At 38.1% G+C, this 21,926-nt stretch carries 21 protein-coding genes and 1 pseudogene; all 22 read right to left on the bottom strand.

The features are described from left to right. Positions 1-46: 46 nt before the first annotated feature. The gene (locus ACFSKL_RS11380) at positions 47-3,706 is read right to left on the bottom strand and encodes a BamA/TamA family outer membrane protein (protein WP_376886354.1); all 3,660 of its coding nucleotides are present in this window, start codon (positions 3,704-3,706) and stop codon (positions 47-49) included. A 12-nt stretch (positions 3,707-3,718) separates the two neighbouring features. Then, positions 3,719-4,927, bottom strand: coding sequence for a Pycsar system effector family protein (locus ACFSKL_RS11375; RefSeq protein WP_376886353.1), 1,209 nt, complete (start codon positions 4,925-4,927; stop codon positions 3,719-3,721). 147 nt (positions 4,928-5,074) lie between these two features. Then, a complete protein-coding gene (locus tag ACFSKL_RS11370; RefSeq protein ID WP_376886352.1) occupies positions 5,075-5,656 on the bottom strand; it encodes a Crp/Fnr family transcriptional regulator in 582 nt (193 codons plus the stop codon). A 142-nt stretch (positions 5,657-5,798) separates the two neighbouring features. Beyond that, entirely contained in the window at positions 5,799-6,317 is a 519-nt protein-coding gene (locus ACFSKL_RS11365; protein WP_376886351.1) for a hypothetical protein, read from the bottom strand. Positions 6,318-6,609: 292 nt separating this feature from the next. Then, positions 6,610-6,918 (bottom strand): phosphoribosylpyrophosphate synthetase, encoded by a 309-nt coding sequence (locus tag ACFSKL_RS11360; RefSeq protein WP_376886350.1) that lies wholly within the window; start codon positions 6,916-6,918, stop codon positions 6,610-6,612. 15 nt (positions 6,919-6,933) lie between these two features. Continuing rightward, complete coding sequence (locus ACFSKL_RS11355) at positions 6,934-7,251, bottom strand: GNAT family N-acetyltransferase (RefSeq protein WP_376886349.1); 318 nt, start codon at positions 7,249-7,251, stop codon at positions 6,934-6,936. Positions 7,252-7,981: 730 nt separating this feature from the next. After that, positions 7,982-9,004, bottom strand: coding sequence for an LLM class flavin-dependent oxidoreductase (locus ACFSKL_RS11350; RefSeq protein ID WP_376886348.1), 1,023 nt, complete (start codon positions 9,002-9,004; stop codon positions 7,982-7,984). 140 nt (positions 9,005-9,144) lie between these two features. Continuing rightward, complete coding sequence (locus ACFSKL_RS11345; RefSeq protein WP_376886347.1) at positions 9,145-10,059, bottom strand: pirin family protein; 915 nt, start codon at positions 10,057-10,059, stop codon at positions 9,145-9,147. A 147-nt stretch (positions 10,060-10,206) separates the two neighbouring features. After that, complete coding sequence (locus ACFSKL_RS11340; protein ID WP_376886346.1) at positions 10,207-11,013, bottom strand: pirin family protein; 807 nt, start codon at positions 11,011-11,013, stop codon at positions 10,207-10,209. A gap of 127 nt (positions 11,014-11,140) precedes the next feature. Next, positions 11,141-11,820: pseudogene (locus ACFSKL_RS11335) on the bottom strand (SDR family NAD(P)-dependent oxidoreductase); the annotation flags it as partial. Between the two features lie 123 nt (positions 11,821-11,943). Further along, positions 11,944-12,360, bottom strand: a complete 417-nt coding sequence (locus ACFSKL_RS11330) for an OsmC family protein (RefSeq protein WP_376886345.1) — start codon at positions 12,358-12,360, stop codon at positions 11,944-11,946. Positions 12,361-12,521: 161 nt separating this feature from the next. Then, positions 12,522-13,709, bottom strand: coding sequence for an amino acid ABC transporter substrate-binding protein (locus ACFSKL_RS11325; RefSeq protein WP_376886343.1), 1,188 nt, complete (start codon positions 13,707-13,709; stop codon positions 12,522-12,524). A 42-nt stretch (positions 13,710-13,751) separates the two neighbouring features. After that, the gene (locus ACFSKL_RS11320) at positions 13,752-14,378 is read right to left on the bottom strand and encodes an NAD(P)H-dependent oxidoreductase (protein WP_376886342.1); all 627 of its coding nucleotides are present in this window, start codon (positions 14,376-14,378) and stop codon (positions 13,752-13,754) included. Positions 14,379-14,429: 51 nt separating this feature from the next. Continuing rightward, entirely contained in the window at positions 14,430-14,564 is a 135-nt protein-coding gene (locus tag ACFSKL_RS11315) for a MoaF-related domain-containing protein (RefSeq protein ID WP_376886341.1), read from the bottom strand. Between the two features lie 12 nt (positions 14,565-14,576). After that, positions 14,577-16,076 (bottom strand): gluzincin family metallopeptidase, encoded by a 1,500-nt coding sequence (locus ACFSKL_RS11310; RefSeq protein WP_376886340.1) that lies wholly within the window; start codon positions 16,074-16,076, stop codon positions 14,577-14,579. A gap of 163 nt (positions 16,077-16,239) precedes the next feature. Further along, the gene (locus ACFSKL_RS11305; RefSeq protein WP_376886339.1) at positions 16,240-17,169 is read right to left on the bottom strand and encodes an SDR family NAD(P)-dependent oxidoreductase; all 930 of its coding nucleotides are present in this window, start codon (positions 17,167-17,169) and stop codon (positions 16,240-16,242) included. Between the two features lie 131 nt (positions 17,170-17,300). After that, positions 17,301-18,206, bottom strand: coding sequence for an alpha/beta fold hydrolase (locus tag ACFSKL_RS11300; protein WP_376886338.1), 906 nt, complete (start codon positions 18,204-18,206; stop codon positions 17,301-17,303). Between the two features lie 12 nt (positions 18,207-18,218). Continuing rightward, the gene (locus ACFSKL_RS11295; protein ID WP_376886337.1) at positions 18,219-18,629 is read right to left on the bottom strand and encodes an OsmC family protein; all 411 of its coding nucleotides are present in this window, start codon (positions 18,627-18,629) and stop codon (positions 18,219-18,221) included. A gap of 280 nt (positions 18,630-18,909) precedes the next feature. Further along, positions 18,910-19,770 carry a pirin family protein gene (locus ACFSKL_RS11290; protein ID WP_376886336.1) on the bottom strand — a complete coding sequence of 287 codons (861 nt, stop codon included), beginning with the start codon at positions 19,768-19,770 and terminating at the stop codon, positions 18,910-18,912. Positions 19,771-19,783: 13 nt separating this feature from the next. Then, positions 19,784-20,155: a nuclear transport factor 2 family protein gene (locus ACFSKL_RS11285; protein WP_376886333.1), complete on the bottom strand. Its 372-nt coding sequence runs from the start codon at positions 20,153-20,155 to the stop codon at positions 19,784-19,786. A gap of 101 nt (positions 20,156-20,256) precedes the next feature. Then, on the bottom strand, positions 20,257-20,913 hold the full coding sequence (locus ACFSKL_RS11280) for a hydrolase (RefSeq protein ID WP_376886332.1): 657 nt from the start codon (positions 20,911-20,913) through the stop codon (positions 20,257-20,259). A 523-nt stretch (positions 20,914-21,436) separates the two neighbouring features. Then, positions 21,437-21,926, bottom strand: a 490-nt coding sequence (locus ACFSKL_RS11275; protein ID WP_376886329.1) for a sigma-54-dependent Fis family transcriptional regulator, incomplete at its 5' end; no start/stop codon positions are given.

Here is a 21,926-nt window from a genome sequence, read left to right as displayed (position 1 = left end):
ATCTAGATTGAATTTTGGGAAATCGATAATTATGGATTCTCCAGCTTTAGAACCAAAATCCCATCTTAAAATGGGGGTACCATCCTTCACGGGAATAGCCGGCAATAAGTTGCAATACAGCCATTCTTGCAGGGGCATAATATAATCCTGCGCCCACTCCCTGATGGATGCGGTTGCTTTGGGCAACATCTGCCCATACTTTTCCTGCATCATAAAATGCAATCATTCCAATTTGGCCAGGAAGGATATATCCTCGGATATCCCTCGCTTTGATTCTGAGTTCAAGATTATTGTATAACAAATGATCTCCGGCATATCGGAATTGGCGGAATCCCCTGAGATTATCATGGCTACCCAAAAACTGTGATTGGTAAAATGTAGTTTGTCCCAAGGTAAAGCCACCCCCCATCCTATTTGCTAGAATGATAGCCCTGTTTACAAGCGGAATGTAAAAGCCAAGTTCTGCGTTGAGCTGTGCAAAACTTCTGGATTTGGAATTCAAACCGGTAAATGCTTTTGCTTCACTTCTAAAATAACCTCCGCTGGTTGGGAATAAATGATGGTTTCTGTTGTCTTTTTGAAAACTGACTTTCATCCCTCCAAACCCTTTGTTGTCATTCAATGTCAAACTATCATAGGTACTGATCGATCCAGGTTGGGCTACACGTCTGTTTTCATTTTCACCTTCATCATATCTGTACCATTGCAAAGCGGGTCCCAGTCTAAACGAACTCGTCTTTCCAGTCTGCCAGTGCAAAGCTGGATCAAGTTCATATAGACTATACCTCACACGATAAAAAAACATGGGGTTGGTATTCCTGTCATACAATGATGCATTGCCAAGTCCAAAATAGTTTTGGGCATTGGGAATAAAAAGTCTTGCATTGATGATCGCATCGGCTTTTCCTACCGCTTCTTTCCACATTCCTTGGTACTTTATTCTGGTTGCATTAGTATTGAAAGCTCTAGCGACCACAAATTGCTGGGTATAGTTAAATGGCTTGGTTCTGAAGCCCCTTTGATGGGTATATTTAAATCCGAATCCGAGCAAAAGGCCATCATCAGGATTTATATCTGCTGAGATCAATGGTTGCCATGTGTTGTATAGGTTGACAGGCTCAAATTTCAAATGGCTACTGTCATTTGATATATGCTTCCTGAAACCTGTTGATAATTCCGAAAATGAAGACTGCCTCCCTTTGTCATAGACATGTACCTTTCCTGCATTTGCTTTGATGTCATAATACTTCTCCCCTGATTCACCGATGATTTTTACTTTGATTGGAGAAGTTGTTGCTTTATAATATAAGCTGTCATTACCAGATCCCAAATATATCCTAACTTCATCTGTCAGTTCGGGATAATGGATTTTCTCCATCAGCTTCCGGCTTACCTCTCCATGTTTGTTTATTTTTCTGACACTTACATTCAATGCCCCTCCATCCAATTCTTCAACTGAGACAAGTTCATTTTTATCACTTAATTTAATATCTACAATACTGTTGATAAATCTATAATATTCTTCCATGACCACCGGTAGTGAATCCCTCCTTTTTTGTAAGATTTCAAACAACCGTTCACCCCGAATTTCTTGTGAAGTTTTGGGTAATCTCGAAACACTTTCAAGTAGAACACTATCACTTAAAGACTCTACAAAGCCATTCACCAAATCCATCCACTCTTCATAGGACAATTGGAATTTGGGATGGGAATTGAGGAAACTAGATTTGAGCAAAGAGTATTTGACACTTTCTATCTCTGGGTCAAAGCTTTGGATGGTAGGCAAAAATGCAGGTCGAGTCATCATATAAGGCAAAAACCCTTGCATCACCCTCAACGCCTGATCTCTGTCTCTGGGCACAGGAAGATAATCTCTATCTGACTTTTCAAGCTCTTCGTTCATGTCTCGCCATCTCCATTGGTCTTCATGGCGATCCCAGTCATTGATCAAGAGGTCAAGCATCCTCGCCCGTATAAATGTTTTCGCTTTTATATCTTCATCATTATCCTGATTCACCTTCCTGAGCATCTTTATGGTATTGTCGGAATTTCCCATAGGCTCTCTTTCTTCCAAAAGACAGAGTGTATTTGCAAATTGGACATTGTATGCTCCCAATAGGCTATCTGTCATCACTATTCCAATAATAGGATTTGTATGCGGGACCCCAGCTGCATTAGCAAGTGGTGGAACCATCAAGGCCGAGTATGGGTGCTGTGCACTGTTGGCATCATCCAGAAAATACCTAGCAAAAGTATTTTGCAATTCCTCTGGCAATAAAGCATCTGAATTTTTGTTTACACTTCTCAAAACCCATTGTTTACCAGTTGGGTCTTCCATTCTCAGGGAAGTAGTCTGCATCCCTCCTCCCCGCTTGATGGGTCTCAGGCCTCCTTGGATTTTCGATACTTGGATCGTTGGCAATTTTGTCTCAGAAGCCCACTCCTTGCGATAGTTTTCTCCAAAAAGCTTGCGGTGAAATCTCCCTACCTGATCATATGCTCCATTGGCAATTACCAGGAGGCTATCTACTTTAGAATTTTCAGAATACAGTTCATTTGGATCCAGTGGAATCGATCTGTGCTTTACAATGTATTCATAAGCCAAGCTAACTGTATCTGCTTCATAAGTATAATATGCTACGTGGATATTCTTATCTTCCAATTGGTCGATTACCACAAAGCCTTGTCCTTTGTGCAAATACAAAGCATTTTCACCTTGCTTGATATGCTCTCTTTTTGATCCAGAACCACTCACCACCTGGATAAAATCGCCTTCCTTGATGAATTGGAGTCCATGATCATGACCCGAAACGTGGATGACATTAGGGTATTCTTCAAAAATTGAACTTATCTTGGAAATCATTTTCTGGTATTGGGGATGTCGAAGGTCTTCTGGATTCAGAAAGACTGTCTTTCGTAGCAATGGATAGAGAGACCCCAGTCCCGGCAATGGAATATGGAGGTCTTTATTTATCAAGGCAAGTGGAAAAAGGTGGTCTTTCAGCGAAAAATACCCGCCATGCACACCATAAGATCGAAAAGGATGATGGCCAGCAAGAAGAATTGTTTTGTCCGAATGGTTATAAGCCAACTCTTCAAGCCTTTCAAGGACTTGTTTTTCTGTGTAGCACTCACATTCCAAATCATCACTGCTTTTTTCATTTGGAAATAGCCACCACTCACTGTCGTATGCTATCAAGACCAAATTTTCAGAAAGAACCATATCAACTGGATCTGGGCAGCCATTGCCGGGAAGCATCTGAAGCAATAGGTCATTTTGGCTTTCAAGATAGTTGCTTTGAGCTCTTATTTTAGCCAGACCATTTCTTCCCATCCTATCCCAATCATGGTTGCCGGGGATAAAGTAGACTGTTGCACCCTTTTCCCTCATGGGTTTAAATTGGGAATCGAGAATTTTAACTGTTTCGGCTTCCTCCACACTTCCTGGCAATCCCATACCTCTTGGGTAGATATTGTCACCGAGAAACATGACTGTCGTTTTATCAGGAATAACCATGTTTGCAGCCTGTGGTATTATAGTCTCCTGTTGGTGATTTATCTCACCCGCATCCCCAATAAAAATAACCCGTGATATGATTTCATTTTGTGCATGGGTCTTAAAGAATAAAAAAAAGAAAGCAGCGGACAAGATAATTTTCGTATCTATCCGGAAGAAGAAGTACTTTATTTTGATTTGGGCTTCCATGCACAATGGCTTTTAATTTGAAATCGTGATAGCTATGGTAAATGCTATGACCGATAGAATCAAACCAAACATGAAAATATTGTAGCCCAGTCTCAATAGCTTATACTTTCTTCCCAATGCCACACCTTGAGAATAGATATCTTTGGTAAGTGTTCCATAAAGAAAGTCCCTATCCTCCATTACCATTTTCATACTTTCGGTGTATTTGCTGAAATCCATTTTGTAAAAATTACCAAAGAAGAGGAGGTTTACACTTTTATCTACCACCTCTTTTTCTGTGAATTCACCATTTGGAATAATAGGTCGGGTTGCTAAGATGGCAACAACCATCGTTGATAAGCTGACAAAAAGCAGGATAATTGTTGGAATAGTAAGGTTTACGTTTTCGTCAAGCTTGCGCAAAAGAAGTGCAATAATGACAGATAGGATGATCGAATTAACGGTGAGGAGAATGTTGGCTTTGTTGTCAGCCATGTCGCTCAACCTTTGATTATTAGTGGCTGTAACCCTGAACATGGTTTCTATGCCTCTATCGGGTCTCTCTTTATTTTTTTTCTTTTTTTTAGGCTGGATTTCTAATGACTCTTTTTTTCCAGTTATCTCGGAGGAATCTTGAGCAAGGCTATTTGATTGCATTTTTTTTAGTAATTCAATATTTCTTTGCTTGGAGTCATCCAAAAGCTGACGTACATAATCTGTATGGTAACTATGGCTTTGCATTAATCCAATCAGACTGTTTGCCCAATCGTCTGTAGGGTCGCTTCCACCACAAGTTGCATCTTTTTCCATTTTCATTAATTGGTCACGTTCCAAAAAATTATCATTACCTAAATGGAAAAGGTCTGCATCACAAACAATTTCTTCCAATAAGTTTGAGGGGGATTGTGGGAATTTGGTGGATAAAATGCACTTTTTGATAGCATTTATCGTGTATAAATCTACTTTTTTTCCTTCCAAATACTTTTGTGCTATCGCTGCACTACGCAATTCGTGATCAACTGATCCACCAGTATAATATCCAAGATCATGAAAATACGCAGCAATAATCACAGTAAAATACGACTCATTTTCAAGCTTATAATGCTTGGCTATCTCTTCTGTGGCATTAACCACCTGCATTGTATGTGTAATATCGTGAAAACAATATCCTTTATCTTGATGAGTTTTTGAATATTCCCTTACCCAAGCTTCCGCTTCTTCGATGATTTTGAAGTAATTCATTGGAACGGTGATTTAACAATGTTAAGATAATCCAAATTTAGTTTTTTTTTACTCACGTCCCTGTTTTTTAGTCTTAAAACAAAGGTAAATCTGTTAAGTCTTCATTTTTTATAATTTCAAACCACAAAACTGTCAAACATAAAAAGCTTAGCCTTTAAAAGCTTGTTTGCGAACCCTACTTAATGTGTCTTTTGTAATCCCTAGATAAGAGGCTATAATATGTTGGGGAAATCGCTGCAAAAACTCAGGATAAGACTTCACAAAATCATCATATCGATCTTTGGCAGCTGAACTGATTGTAGATGTTATTCTTTTTTGTGTTGCGATTTTATTTCTCTCGTCAAGCCTTAAGAGCATTTCAGTAAACACCGGACACTTTTTGCTTAATTGAACAGTATCTTCTTTTGTAATGAGAAGCAATTCACAGTTTTCCCAAGCTTCAATATTATATACACTAGGTGTCTCCAACACATAGCTCTCCCTATCTTCTGGCCACCAATTCTCAATATAAAGGTCTACAACATACTCTTTGCCTTTGTTGTCAATATAATATTTACGCATTGCACCTTTCAGTATGAAAGCCAGGTGTTTGGATATTTCTCCTTGCTCTAATAAATAATCCCTTCTACCTATTTTTTTATAAGTAAAATGGCTAATTATCGTATCAAACTCTTCATCTGATACTAACTTTGAAACGTACCTGTTTAAGTAATTTCGAAACGATTTCATGAGCATATTTTATTTCAATTGGAGATCAATCCACTCAACCACTTCCTTTAGCACTATAGGACCAATAGTCTGATCAATCATTGAGAGCTTTTTCATTTTTTCATGTTTCATAAATGGAACCCTTTGTCCCTACTTAAATCGCTTAAAATTTTTGTGAAATTCCTAGTTTTAAAATACCATTTCCCAAGTGAGGCTTGTCATATTGAAAACCAAACTCCGGACCTGATATCGTGTTGTTATACTTCTTTACCGCTTTGTCCAAGAAAATCCCTGATCTAATATTAAAGAATGCCGAAACAGCCCCCGCTGTACCCAAAGCAGACCAGTAAGTTCCTCCAGGCATTCTATCCCTATTGAAAAATACATATAATGAAAATCCTGAAGAAATTAAATTAACTATTTTTGCTGTTTTCGCTGCTTTCTTAAAAACATTGTAATCCTTAGTAACTTTAGGGTCATCCAATTGCATCAAGGGAATTTGCAATCCATATGGGCTTTCAATAGTTTGGTCATCATAGAAATACTTTGTGCTAAAAAAACCCTTCTTTACTATAATGGGGTGAAAATCTTTTGTGGATTGCGCATGGCTTTGGACAAATATTGCCGTAATAAAGAAAATCAAAATACCTATTTTGTTAATATATTTAAGTGGTGTTTTCATTTGGTTATAAATTAATTCTAACTAAGACTATCTGTCAATATCAAGAGTATTTTTGCATGCTTGGTTGCTTTAACTGTTCTGATTCTTTGATTCACAACCGAGACACAAAACAGTTGATTTTCTATAGATGTTGACACTGTTGAAACAAACCCACATTAGGTCCCATTAAAACAGCTACATAAGCCAAACCAAATTTTGCATTTTTTAAAATCTACATTTTTCCTTAGCATAAATCTAGAGCTCCATAAAGTTTACAGAAACGACCGAACATCCATATACATCTATAAATCAATTAGTTATTAAATTTAAGTTTGTTCAACATTTCATCCGTTATGTCATTCGAATAAATACCAAAAGAATTAATCAAAATTCCTTTTAGCTTATATTTTGCCGATGAAATTGCGAACAAAATAGAGGAGTTATCTGGACTGGAGTCTTCATCCTCGAACCTAAAGAACTTATCAATAATAAATTCATCATGAAATATCCTGTATTCGCCATTTCTACATTCAATGCAGTTTTGCTTAAGGTTAAAATCTTCCAAATATCCTTCCATATTTAGGTCGGTTAAAGCTTCGATCAAATTGTCGTATGATTTCATTTTTATTTATATTGATTATAGCTTGTCATACCCTTTAAATTTCTCACTTACAATACGTTTCCATTCTGGAAATCTTTTTATATAAGCAAACACATAAGGACAAAATGGCAATAACTTTAGGTTGTTGTCTTCGATATAATGTAAGGTCTTTTCAACCACTGCGCTTGCAGCTCCTGACCCTTCTAACTCAGGTTCGACTTCCGTATGGACCAAAGCGATCTGATTCCGGAATTCACCATAATTTATAAATGCGTATTTTCCATTTACTTCTATTTCAAATCTTTTTTTGGCTGTATTTTTTATAAGAGGGATATCTTCAAATATTGGTTTCATATGTTCATTTTGTATTGTGACATTCTTAAAATTTTCGATAGGAGATTATTGTGTGTTTTTCTTTCAATTTTAGATGATAATCCTTAGTGGAGGTTTTGATAACATAAAGAATAGCCTCTTTTCTTTATGCTCAACCAAAATGGAAATCTAAATTTTCGACTGTGAAGCAATGCCCCAATTACCAATTGCATGCCAATATTTAATAAATTGATTTTCAGTAATTTAAAATATATTTATTGATTTATATTTTCCTAAATATTTCATTTTTCTAATATTTAGGAAAATTTATCGACTGTCTTAATTGCCAACAAAGAAAAATCCCGTAAGCAGAAATTCTGAATACGGGATTAATATTTGGGTTATATATGCTGTTAATAATTGTATATGCATTTACGGAACGTTGCCACTCGCTCTAAAAAGTTTTTACAACAATGGATATCTTATCATCTGAGCATAGGGTTTTTGACCCTATGCTCAGATGATATTTTAGGACAGATGTTATCCTTATTCAAGTGCCCCTAGGACAGGCTTTTCAGGGCATGTTCTCGGTTCTTGCCTCTCGTTTCACTCACACCTCACACTCTTGTCTCAGACTGTCGCGTCCTTCTTGTTTCTCGGTTCTCTTTCGTGAGTTTCAAGTCTTTCATCTTGCATCTAGATTCTTGACTCTAATCTATCTCTTCTAATCGGGGTTAAGAGAATTATTCTCCAAATCTTTTGTACATTACTTTTATATAGATTCCTTAATAAGTGGAATAACCTTGGTTCCGATCAATTCAATGGATTGTAGCAATTGTTGGTGAGATAAACCCGCATTATCCATTTGAAAAGTAAAACGGTCGATTCCCCCTAGTGCTTTGCTATGCCTTATCAACTTTTCAGCGACCTGTTCTGGACCTCCAACTACCAATACTCCTTTAGGTGCAACCAATGCATTGAATTGCATCCTAGTTACCGGTGGCCATCCACGCTCTCTGCCTAGTTTGGTCCATAGCTCGGCATACCCCGGGAAGTAATCTGCAATCGCCTTCTCACTGGATTCGGCAACGTAGCCAGGTGAATGAAGCCCAACTTTCAGCTGGTCTGGTGAGTAGCCTGCTATTCGGCCAGCTTCACGATACAGATCAACAAGCGGTCGAAACCTTTCTGTTTCCCCACCAATTACAGCAACCATTAGGGGCAATCCCAATGATCCTGCTCTCATGAATGATTCAGGAGTTCCGCCTACACCCAACCAAATAGGGAGTTTTTTTTGTTTGGCCCTTGGATATACAGGTAAGTTTTCAAGCGCTGGTCTGAACTTCCCTTTCCAGGTAACGAATTCTTTATCTCGAATCTCAAGCAATAGTTCCAATTTTTCCTTGAAAAGAGCATCATAATCCTTTAGGTTATAGCCAAAAAGTGGGAAAGCTTCTATCGCAGATCCCCGTCCCACGACCAGTTCTGCCCGACCTTTAGAAATGAGATCGAGAGTCGCAAAACTTTGATATACTCTTACAGGGTCATCAGTGCTCAAAACTTTGACAGCACTGCCCAAGGTAATTCGACTTGTTCTCGCAGCCGCTGCCGCCAGAATTACTTCCGGGGCAGAATCCAGAAATTCCTTTTTATGGTGTTCACCTATACCAAATACATCAAGCCCCGATTCATCCGCTTTTTGGATCCTATCGAGTAACTGCTCCATAGCATCTACGCTACTAAGAGCCTCACTGCCATACATTGCAGAAGCAAAACTATCTATTCCTATTTCCATTTTTCTTTTTTAAATACAGTTGGTACAAATTCAAGTTATTTTTAAATTGACCTCGAATCCCCCTCTTTATCATTTGAATCCAATTTCATTTTGAGCTTGTTGATGGTGGTTTGATGTTATTTTCTGAAATTAAAATCAGCTTAGGAAAGGGCATTTGGAGGAGGACCTCCAGCCGGTCTGCTTTTATCTTCAGGTAATGGAACAAATTCATCGCTGTCCATTGGAGGTAAAATAATTCGTCCCTGTTTCCAATCCTCCTTAGCTTGTTCAATTCTTTCCCTTCTACTGGACACAAAATTCCACCAAATATACCGATCACCTAGATGTTCCCCGCCGAGCATCATCAAAGTGGTTTTTTCTCTTGCTATAATCAAAGGATCAACTCCTTTGGTGAATACCATAAGATTACCTGAAGTATAGGTGGTTCCATTTACATCTACGCTTCCCCTGACAATGTAAGCTCCCCGCTCGCTATGCTCAGTAGGCAAGCCAAAATGGATTCCCTCCTCCAATACGACATGTACATAGAACAAGGGAGAATGTGTCTTTACATTACTTTTCAAACCATAGGCATCTCCTGCAATCAACCGCATCCAAACTCCTGTATCCGTAAAGACAGGCAATTGTTCCTGTTTGTAGTTTTCAAAAGAAGGATCGCTCTCTTCATCTTTCTCGGGCAACGCTACCCATGTTTGAATCATTTCCAGCTCTCCTCCAGCCAGCATTGCAGGATCTTCAAATCTTTCACTATGCGTAATTCCTTTTCCCGCGGTCATCCAGTTCACTTCACCTGGAGTTATTACTTGCTCTATTCCAAGACTATCTCTATGTGTCACATTGCCACTGAACAAATAACTTACTGTAGATAAACCAATATGTGGATGTGGCAATACATCAAGGCTGCTTACGGAACCTTTCGGCAAGTTTATTGGACCTCCATGATCCATAAAAATAAAAGGCCCAACCATTCTGCGAAGTTGATAGGGAAGAATACGCTTAACTCCAAAATCTGAGGAAATTTTAGCCTCTCTGGCTTTTATAACAATATCTAGCATAATAATAAATTAATTAATAATTAAACTCTTTTCAAAATCTTTGGTAACAGCAGATATAGGTTCCATCATCAGTCTTTGACAGTTTTGCTAATCAGCAATGCGGCTTCACCATTTTAGCAAAACTGAGTTGCGAGCAGCGTATCTTATTTAGTTTTGAGGCCAATCCCCAAACCTTCCTTCCCTGAAATCCTTAAATGCTTGCTTAATTTGCTCTTCAGTATTCATCACAAAAGGACCCTTTGCCTCAACTGGCTCTCTTAGAGGTTTTCCCGCTATCACAACACACAACAGTGGTTCAGTAGCATGTAATTCAACTTCACTGGGGTTGTCAACGGACGGTGTCAGCCAAAGAACATCGTTCTTTTTGCCCGCCACTTTATTTGCTCCAAAAACACCAGCACCTTCTATGATGTAGATAAAGCCATTGAAATCAGCCTGAAAATCCTGAACAACGGAATGATTCGCCTGTAAGCTAATTTCCACCATGGTCACAGCGGCAAAGTTTTTTGTATGTGAAATAACTCCAGCAGAAGATCCTGAGATCACTTTTATTTCGGCGCCATTTTCTTTGCGTACGGATGCCTCTATGTGGGGGATTTCCTGATACCTGGGTTCAACCATCTTATGCTCTGCAGGCAAATTAACCCATAACTGAAGTAAGTGTGCAAAGCCATCTTCCTGAGCTTCTTCAATATGCAGGATGCCTTTACCTGCTGTCATCCATTGCACATCGCCTTTTCTCAACTCTCCTGCATTTCCCAGATTATCCTTATGTTTGAGCACACCATCTATCATATAAGTTACTGTTTCAATTCCTCTGTGGGAATGATGGTCAAAGGCTCCCTTTTTCATATTGTCTTCGGCCATAATCAGAAACGGATCAAAAGCCTCCCATTGATTACCGGGAAGAACCAGATTTTGCTTATGTATGGGTGTGTCAATTTGGGGTGACACCGACCACTTCTTTTGAATATCGCGCTTAATCATATTCTTATTTTAAAATTTTATATTAAAACGCTGTATTACCACCATCTATTACCATTTCTGAACCTGTGGTATAGGACGATTCATCAGATGCCAAATAAAGTACGCCATAGGCAATTTCATCCACAACTGCTTCAAGCCCCATTGGAGTTATACCAATAGCCATTTTTTTGAATTCATCTGCATTTTCCAGACCCTTGGTCATAGGTGTATCTACGTAACCCGGATGTACAGAATTAACTCGAATGTTATCCATGGCAAATTCGGCAGCACCTTTTGTAAAAAGTCTTACGGCACCTTTAGAGGCTGTGTATGCTGTGGCCTTAGCCGATCTAATCCTGCAATAGAAGATATATTGATGATTGATCCACCATTGTTTTTTCTCATATGAGGTACTACAGCCTTGATTCCTATAAATTGACTGAAAAGGTTAATCTCTACAACCTTTTTAAACTCGTCTAGGGATGTTTCTTCTAAGCCTCGCGTAATATTCCCAGTAATCCCGGCATTATTCACAAGGATATCGATCTTACCATGGAGCTTGATAGCTTTTTCTACAACCTCATTCCAATCCTGCTCAGAGGTGACATCGTGTATCATATAATGAACAGTTCCGCCACTAGCTGTTATTTGATTTGAGACGTCTTTTAGACCATTTTCCTTAATATCAGTTATTAACACTTTAGCACCCTCGCCGGCAAATAGGACCGCTTCTGCTGCCCCCACCCCTCCTGCTCCACCAGTAATGATTGCTACTTTGTTTTCTAATCTTTTCATAACTCTTTTCAAAATTTATGTGGCTATAATTAAATTACTTAGACCGTTATTTTCGGTTATTCTTTTTTTAGTGTACAAAGAGTTTCTTCATTTATATCATCGACCCAAAAGCACACTTTGACTTCAACTAATTGCCTCGGTTAACACATGGATATTTCCTTTCAAAGTTTTCGATACAGGACAATTTTCCGCAATCAATAACAGTTTATCTTTCAGCTCCTCATCAAGCTTTTCTCCAAAATGAATGTTCCTTTCTATATATGCTACCCTTTCCCTGTTTTCTATTTTGTAAAACATGTTTGCCTCAATTTCTAGATTAGGGAGGTTTATACCTTTTTGGTCAATATACATCTTGAGTGTCGCTATTGTACATGAGACCAAAGATGAAAGTAAGAGCGTAAAAGGATCCGGACCCAAATCTTGACCTCCCAGTTTTTCAGGCTCATCCGATATCAACTCACCGTTTCTCCACAGAATGGAAGTTTTGTAATTTTGAGATCCTAACTTTCCTTTTATTGGGTTTTCTAATTGATACTTCATAAATAAATAGTTAATTTATACCTAATTTTAGCAAGAAATTTGAATATTCCTCTGGGTATGGTTTGAATTGGACAATAACTAACGGACTAACCGGTATGATCCTCAAATTATTTTTATAAGTATTCTTGAATAGTCATAGCATTTCCTTTTCAAATCAGATATCAGGGCGAGTATGGGTATATTAACGATCCAGATGCGTAGGCAGAAGGCTCTACAACCACTTGCACACGATTATCTCTAAATGTCTCTATGTCATGGTTATCAATGTTTTGAAATTGCACTTGTAGCACCCTTGGTTTAGTCCATTCACCACCTTCATCAAACCGCACATTACCGATGACAGTCTCAAAATCATTCTTTCGGCAATATTCTGAAAGAGTCTCATCATCCAAACTTTCAGTTGCCACTACTGCCTGTTCAAGAACTTGCAATTGAGCATAAGCCAAAGGAGCCATATAATACCCCAGAGCATCTAAATTTGCTTTTACTGCCTTTTCTTGATACTTGACCAGCATATCAGCAACACCTTGAAAGTCCATCTTTGGTACGGGCATCCAATATTCATAATTGACAAAGCCGTTTAACAGGGGACCAAGTTCTGTTTTTACAGAAGCACTCTGCGGACCGATCATTGCTCCTCCAACCATCTTTGGACGATAGCCATTTTTATGAATTGTCCGAATCAATCCTATAGAATCATTCAAATAAGAACATATGAATAATAAATCGGCATTGGTAGATTGTACCTGATCAATGAAAGATGTGAAATCTTTTGTCGAAAGAGAATATATATTCTCGTAGACAATCTGAAACCCATATTTCTCTGCATTTTCTCTGGCACCTATTACAGGATTTTTCGAAAATTCTGCATCGGCAGAAAGAATGGCAACAGTAAGAGGTTTAGGGTTTTGGGAAGCTGCAAGTGCAAAAAAGCCTTCTGTAAGGGAGGAATTTGGCTTTGGACCAGTGGGAATCATCGAAAAATAATTGGGATATTTCAGGTTAAGATTGACCCCTAACCCCATCAGCCCAACCAAGAATCGTCTTCGCTCCATAATTACAGGCATCGAAGCTGCAATAGTATTGGTACCATAACCTCCAATTACCAAATCCACCTTATCCTCATCCAAAAGCTTCTCATAGCAATCGGCTACCTGTAAAGGATCCCCATTGTCATTGTAACAGACCAATTCTACTTTTCGGCCAAGAAGCCCCCCTTTGTTGTTGATGTCTTCTTCCCAAATACTGTGTGCGAGCATTACTGCTTTTGTATTCTCTGCTACAGGTCCAAAAAGTGAAAGACTATAACCAATTCGAATAGGATTAGATATTATTTTGCTTGACTTCATATTCAAATTCACTTTAAAATGTTATGGAATCTTTATTGTTTATCATATAGTTATTACAAAATCTTCCTTTGGCCATCTTACTTTCTTTAGCTTTGAAAAAGTATCCTCCTTCTCATCTCTATAACCCAATGACATCAAGACCACACTTTTCAAACCTTTTTCTTTTAACCCCAGCAATTCATCAAAACTCTCAGCATTAAACCCTTCCATAGGTGTTGCATCAACCTTTTCTGAAGCTGCTGCTATCAATCCAGTGCCTAAAGCGATATAAGCCTGCTTTGTCGCCCAAATAAAATTTTCTTCGTCAGTTTTCTTTAGCAGTCCATTAAGTGCTTTTTCTTTGAATACGGCCAATCTTTCAACAGGAATTTCTCGCTCCTTGGCAATCAACTTTACATAATCCTCGATTATATCTGCATTTATCGAATCGAATGCGGCAAAAACCAGTAAGTGAGAGGAGTCCATAATTTGGGGATTGAATGAATAGGCACTCAATTTTTTCCTTACATCCAGATCTTCAATTACCAAAACCTTATAGGGTTGGATTCCTACTGAGGATGCAGAAAGATTGATTGCTGTGATGATCCTTTCCAATTTTTCACTAGACACTTTTTTGCCGATATATTTCTTTGTAGCATATCGCCATTGTAACATTTCTACTAATTCCATTTTTATTATTTTTTAATTTTATCAATCACATTTCATTTTTATCCCAAAATCCTAGAAAGACTTTATTGTACCTTTCATAGTGTAAAAACCGCCATCAGGTAAGGTTGCGTTGCTATAGATAATTCCATTCTCATGATCTTCCACATGGGTTACGGTAGCTCCGGAAACCTTCTTCCATGCAACCATATACACATTTGTTTACCATCGATATATTTTTAACAGGTCGGAGTTCCCTGTTAAGCTTAGCTTCGGTACACCGTCGTTGATTTCAATGTCAAATTCATCAATAAGCTTTATGTTGGTAAAATCAATGGGCTGCCCTTCTATCATATGCTGAGCAATCTGCTCTGCAAGCTCTTTTTTGTCTAAATATGCAGCACCTACATCAATAAAATCATCTACTGTTAAAATCTCATCATGCTTTTTGGTTCTTCTAAGTGCATGCAGGTCAAGCAACATATTCCTGAGGGTGAATTTCCCATTCGACGCTAACCTGATTTGATTATCTAGGTAAAAAGCGTAGATAAGCCCACGTTTGTATGGAAGAACTCCATAATTGGCATAATCCGTCCAGTACTTTGCAGCAATTGAGTCATTGTGCACACCTTTGATCTCACTCTTGTAGTGCTTTTTGAAGTTGTCTTCATTCATGTAATTTAGAAAGTCCTCTTTCTCAAAAATTTTGCTGTTAGCCAAATTAATGATTGTGATATAATCGTTAAACCCTTCACCGAACCATTGATTATCGAAGCTATCATGGCCTAACATCATCTTTATTCCTATCCAACTGTGAGAAGTTTCATGTGCCGTAACATACTTTTCCCTTGTATCAAACTTTTTCCCCAGCTTCATTACAAAGCCGTTTTTGATTCCAAAACCGCCAGCGCCAATTTCTTTTTGGTTGTTTTGTAGGGCCGTGACGGTTAAAGAATAGAAAGGGAAATCGGTATCATTCCAAAACCTATGGATACTAGGGAAATAGCTTTCAAAAAAAGGAATGAAATTCCCTTGAAGATCATTGCCATACCTATCTTCAATTGTGGTGACGCAATAGTAAGGGACACCCATGACGTTGTATTCCTTCACGTCAATATTATCCCCCATTACGAAATAAAGTATATGCGAAAGTTTGTCATAATTGTCTGTAAATCTCATTGATGGATTTTTCTGAGATGGTTGGACGGAATTGAAATAAGTGAAATTTTCAGGATACTTATGCCAACTAAAAGACACCAAAGGATTACTTTCATCAGTTATTTTCATGGTAAAATGTATATTTACCATCGTCAACATTCCTTTGGTGATTACAGGTCTGAATAATTCTGTTTGTGATGCTACAGTCGGTTTGTCAACATTAAATGAACCGTCAATTTCATAGCTGATCTTATTTTTTTTTGCCCCGTTATGAAATACGGTGATTCGCCTGTTCGCTTCGTCTAGCCTGAGCTCTTCAGGTTTAGAAACACGAATATTTTTGATCGTATTGAATATATCATTCTGTCCTCCAAAATCTGGGTCTCCGAAAATAAAGACAGTACTGTCTTTTTGAGAGACAGAATATGTGAGTTCAACCTCCAATATAGAAGATTCACCATCCCAGCTAAGCACATAGTCCATGAAGGGGTTTTGCTGAGCATAAGAAAAGCTGCTAAAAATTAAGAGAAGAATTATAATGATCTTGATTTTATTCGTTTTCATAAGGCTTGAAATAAGAATGGTTAGTTAAATTGTAGATGGCTATAAGGCTATCATTGACTTAATCATCATGCTCTTTAGATCTTGTAAAAGTATTTCAAGTAATGTTTGGAGAAATACACATACTAAATTTTCAGCATTTGAGAATTATGTATAATGCAGAACTTTATTGTTTTAAAACACCGAGTCCCAAAACTTCCATTTTGAACTCATCTAGTTCTGCATCTGTTTTTTGCTTTACCATTAGAAGCAATTCTTCTGCATCCTGACCGACGGCTACACGTATAGGAGCAGGTATCTGTTTCGAAATTTCTATTATCTTGGTAGCTGCAATATCAGCATCTAAACCATTGGTTTGCATAGCATTAAGCGCTGAACTAAATTTCTCAAATTGATCGCCATAAAGTTGCCTTTGTTCTTGCGACATAGCATCCGAAATCTGTTGCAATTGAGCGGCTGTCTTCGCTGGGCCGCCTGTACGCATGTTTCCGGGTTGAACCATTATAAAATCAATTCCTTGGGGCTTTAATTCAATTCGATAGACGTCTGCAAAAGATTCCATTGTGGCTTTTGAAGCACTTGATGGCCCACTGAAAGGAAGAGAAAACAGTCCGGTCAATGAACCTATCTGCACAATTCGACCTTTGGTCTTTCTAAGTGATGGCAAAAAGGCCTTGATTGTAGAAATACTGCCCAACACATTCACTTCGAATTCTTTCCTGATTGCCTCGAGTTCTAGCACTTCCATTGGGCCAGGAGTTAGTACTCCGGCGTTGTTAACTAGAATATCCAAACCCTGATCTCTCAATTTTGAAGAAACGATTTCTCTCCAATTCTTGACATCCTGTTCTTTGGTAATATCAGTCACAGTTAATGTTATGTCTAAACTACCCAGGTTTTTTTTGATTGATTCGATTTCTTGAGGAGAGATTGCTGTACCGAAAACCTTGTAGCCTTTTTTTGCATAGCCGATTGCCAAATCAAGTCCAAGACCACTTCCTGCGCCTGTTATAGCTACTGTATTAATGGTTTTCTTTTCCATTGTTGTATAATATGTTTTTATTTTTTTGTCTGTTTTTGGATAGAAAGAAGACATTTCAATGTGATTTTGGACTATATCAATGAAAGGATTGCTTCCTGTTTTGGAACTAGGGGGATATTATAATGATTATTGCACTATTTTTAAACAAAGCAAAACTTGGAGCTTTCGTCCATTAACACTACATCTTACTTTTGTAGAAAAGTGAGCAATTCAGCATTAAACTTCTCCAATTCTTCAAAAAACAACCCGTGTCCGCTTTTTTCAAATTTTACGATATATGAATTTTCTATCCCTTGATTCATTTTTTCGGCAAGAGCAAATTCACATATCTTGTCCTGTGTCCCGTGGAAAATAGCTGTTGGAATTTTTATTTTAGCAAGATCACTTCTTAGATCAGTATCCCTCAAGGCAATCAAGCTCTGAGTAGTGGCATAGGGAGAAGCTTCCAGATTGATACCTCCAAGCCAATTCCCAATACCTGAAGGCAAAGACGTCTCACTAGCTCCAAATATTTTTCCAAAATTCTCCAGCAGCTGCGGTCTATTTACCTTGCTTAGTGCGATCAGTTCATCAACAGCTTCTATCGAGAAGCCGTAGTTGTAATCAACTCTCTTGGTCCAGACTGGTGCCGCTGCACCGAATAAGGCTAGCTTGCTTACCCTGGCACTATTGTATTTGGCCACATAATAAATCGCAATAGCACCACCCATTGAAAAACCACCAAGCAATGCATCTTGGACATCCAATTTTTCCAATATATGGTGAATGTCTTTCGCATATACATCATAGTTATAAGGGCCATATGGTTTATCCGACTTTCCAAAACCACGTAGCGTAATTCCAATAATTCTATACCCTTTATCAACCAAAAATTGGTATTGATACTCATACATTGCATCGCTCAATGGCCACCCGTGGATTAAGACCACGGGTGTTCCTTCACCCAGATCCGTTACGTGTAATTTGACGTTTTTTTCCACTGTGATGAATTCTTCTCTTCCAAAGGAAGAAACATCATTGCTCTGTGCAACAACAAGACTAGCAGCCATAGTTAGTGCTGAAGTCATAAATACTTTTTTCATCGCTTCCATTTCATTCTTATATTAAAGTAAGGTTGCATTTAAAGTAATAGCTAGGTTGAGGACACTACTAACAGGACAAGTTTCTTCAGCGGATTTTGCTATTTTTTGAAACTCTGATTCTGTAATCCCTGCTATTTTTGCAGTCAAAACCAAGTCTGATTTTGTGATAACACCATTATCCAATGTGATTGTTGATGTTGTTGTCAGTTCCTCAGGATTGTATCCTGCGGTGGATAGATCCGCACTTAGTTTCATTGTGAAACAACCGGCATGGGCAGCCGCTATCAGTTCTTCGGGGTTGGTTCCAGAACCGCTTTCAAATCGGGATACAAAAGTGTAAGGTGTTTGTTTTAAAACTCCACTTTGAGAAGTAAGGATTCCTTTGCCTTCTTTAATTGTGCCGTTCCATACGGCTGTTGCTTGTCTTTTCATGTTTATAAATATTTATTTGTTTAATAAACTGTTACTGTATTTCTGGTTTTTACAAGTCATATTGTGTTATTTTTTTACCTCTTTGGTCTTCATTTCAACTTTTAACCAAAACCGATGACGAGACATTGTTGCTTATATGCTTACTGTTTTTGATATGGCTGATATTGGGGATGGGTAAAAAAATTATGCTCACCAAAAGTGAGTTGCTTTTTTTCAGTAGTCATAATTATTGCACTACAGTTAATATTCACTAGAATTACCAATAAGAGGAGCATGTTTATTATTGCTTGATTTTGCCATATTTCCCTGAATAGAAGTCGCGATAGGCATCTCCTATTTCAGCTCTACTATTCATTACAAATGGACCTTCTGCCACGATTGGCTCCGTATAGTCTTCACCTCCAAATAAAATGACATCGGTAGCTTCCTGTAATTTGTTTACAATCGTTATCTCACCTGCAGCCCTATCGAATTCTATAAATTCTCCTGCTAAAAATTCCACATCATTAAGGATTGTGTTTTTATTTGGAAGGAACGCAGCCACTTCTACGTTTTCTTCTATGGAAATAGAGAAGGTCTTGTTCGCTTCAACATGGATATGATATAAAAACTGAGCTGAGTAATTGGGGATCACAGAATGTAGATCCTCAAAGTCTCCTGCGATAACTTTTATCCAACCACTATTATCTGGAAGCGATTTTTGGGGCACTTCATCACTTTGGATCGCTAGATACTCCGGTTTTTCGGCTTTGTTTTTTGCAGGAAGATTGATCCAAAATTGGAAGGCATGCGTACGGTTGCTTCCTGTTCGAGAATCTACATTCAATGTTTCATCATGGATAATGCCATTTCCGGCTTTCATCCACTGAATCCCACCTGAATATACTTTAGCATAATTCCCTGCACTGTCAAAATGCTCATCTTCCCCTTCTATAATATAGCTTAAAGTAGCTATGCCTCGGTGTGGATGTCCTCCAGTCCCACCATTTAAAGGTGATGAATGTATTTTAGGAACAATATGGTCTAAGAATACAAATGGACCAACTGCATCTGTATACCTATTGGCCAACAACCGATAAATTGTCAAGTCTCCGATGTCAGCTCTTTGTCCTTTTGTTGAAAAACTGGTTTTCTTTTTCATACCTCAATTTTAATTAGTCAAGAAATACATATAAAGATTTTATCCTCCCATCCTCAAAGACAGCAACATCCATCCCTGTGGCTACCAGTGAATCTATATCAGGACCCACTCCCCAGATTAGCCTACCGATATCATTGTTGATTACCACAGGTTTAAGCTTAAAAAAAGAAAATGTTTTAGGCATATTTGCCAACACATTGTTTACACTTTGATTGATAGCCTCAAGCCCCGTTGTCTGATGTCCTACATGATACAAACTGCTATCAACAGCGTAGATATTCTCTATGGCTTGCATTCTGGCTAAAGCGTCCCTTTGGCTCCATACTTGAGCCAGGTTTTCTTCCATTAGGAGTGCTAAATCAATATTCATATTATCCTTTTTCATAAATTTATTTTGTTATTGAGAAACAGCTCAGGAGTCAACTAAAGACTATGCAAAAAATATTGCACAACCTTTAGCTTGATCCAACTTATAGTATAGAAGTGTTAGTTGCCACTTTCGCCATGGGTCGCCAAGAGCTGCAGTTCCCAAGCCAATGCAACACCACTTGCTCCACCGTGTTCTAGGATAGAAGCAGATAGTTTGGCTGCGGTGTCAGTTCGAGCCCAATCGCGTTGCCACTCACCTAAAACTGCCATCCAAGTAATCGGAACAACCCCTGCTTGAACCATACGACGTACAGCCATGTCATGTGCTTCTGAACTTACTCCGCCGCATGCATCAGTGACAACAAAAACATCATATCCATCTTCTAAAGCCTGAATAGCAGGCATTGCAACGCATATTTCAGTAAATAAACCTGCAAGGACCAGTTGTTTACGTCCGCTTTTTTTAACAAGATCAGTGACGTTTGGATCTTGCCAAGTATTGATAAATGTCCTATTGATTGGCTTTTGTTCAGGAAATACATCCTGAAGGCCTTTAATGATAAAACCTCCACGCTCTTCAATTACAGTAGTAAGAATAGTGGGTATATCAAAAACTTTTGCCGTTCTCGCTAGGGCAATTACGTTGTTGATAATTAGGGTAGGTTCATGGCTGTTCAAATTAGTAAACTGATACGGTTGGTGATCGATCAATACTACTATACTGTCTTCGGGTCGAAGTAGGCCCTGAAGACCAATCTTTGGAGTTTTGTTCATGATAATTTTTTATTTAGTGTGTAATTATAGACTTCCATTTACGATTATTGTGCCACAATCATAATTGTTTGATCTCCAGTATTTTAACACCCAATTAAAGATTTAAATAATTCTATTTTATAATAAAATTCTCATATATAAGAAATTTTCTATTTACACTTGAATAAAATTCAATAATAACCCCAAGTCTCTTGTAAACCAGTAAAAAATCAAAAATTGTAAGATTTTTTTTCTTAAAAGGGACAGAAAGAAAGGATAGGAAATAATAAAAGAAAAAAATATTATGAGTATCCGCAATAACACCAGTAGGTGAATATTTCGCATGAAATCATGTGGATAATCGTCGACTGTCGACAGCAGCTGAAATTCAATGTATGTACCTAATTAAATGTGGATACTGCTGTGAAAGCGGATATTCATAAAAAATATTAAGAGTATCCACAATGTTATTTTCTATTGACAGTTTATTGTTAGGCCTCCAAAAGTCTAATCCCGATTTTTTTTGGAGACCTAAATATTCACTTCATCCCTTCAAACTAACCAACTTTTCAATTCCCAACCTCTTTATCTTTGCAAAAAGGGTTTTGTCCTTCATCTTTAAAATTGCCGCAGCTCCATTGGGGCCGCTAATTCGCCAATTTGTATGTTCGAGTACCTTTATGATGTATTCTTTTTGTTTGTCTTCAAAGGACTGAAACTCATTGTTGAGGTCTAAGTTATCCTTCTCAGGTATCCAACTTCCAGGCCCCAGTGTTGTCCCATTCTCTACTATTACGGCGCGTTCTATCAAATTTTCCAGCTCTCTGATATTACCCGGAAAGTTGTAATTCATCAAACATTCAATTGTTTTTGCTGAAATACGCCTGAAAGCTTTCCCGGCTTTGGCAGAATACTTTTCCAAGAAATATTGGGCGAGTAAGGGTATATCATCTTTTCTTTCCCTCAGAGGGATATTATAGATTGGAAAAACATTCAATCGGTAATACAGATCTTCCCTAAACAAGCCTTTGCGC

It is taken from the genome of Belliella marina (genome assembly GCF_042682445.1).
Taxonomy (GTDB): domain Bacteria; phylum Bacteroidota; class Bacteroidia; order Cytophagales; family Cyclobacteriaceae; genus Belliella; species Belliella marina.
This window is presented reverse-complemented; position numbering and strand designations above follow the sequence as displayed.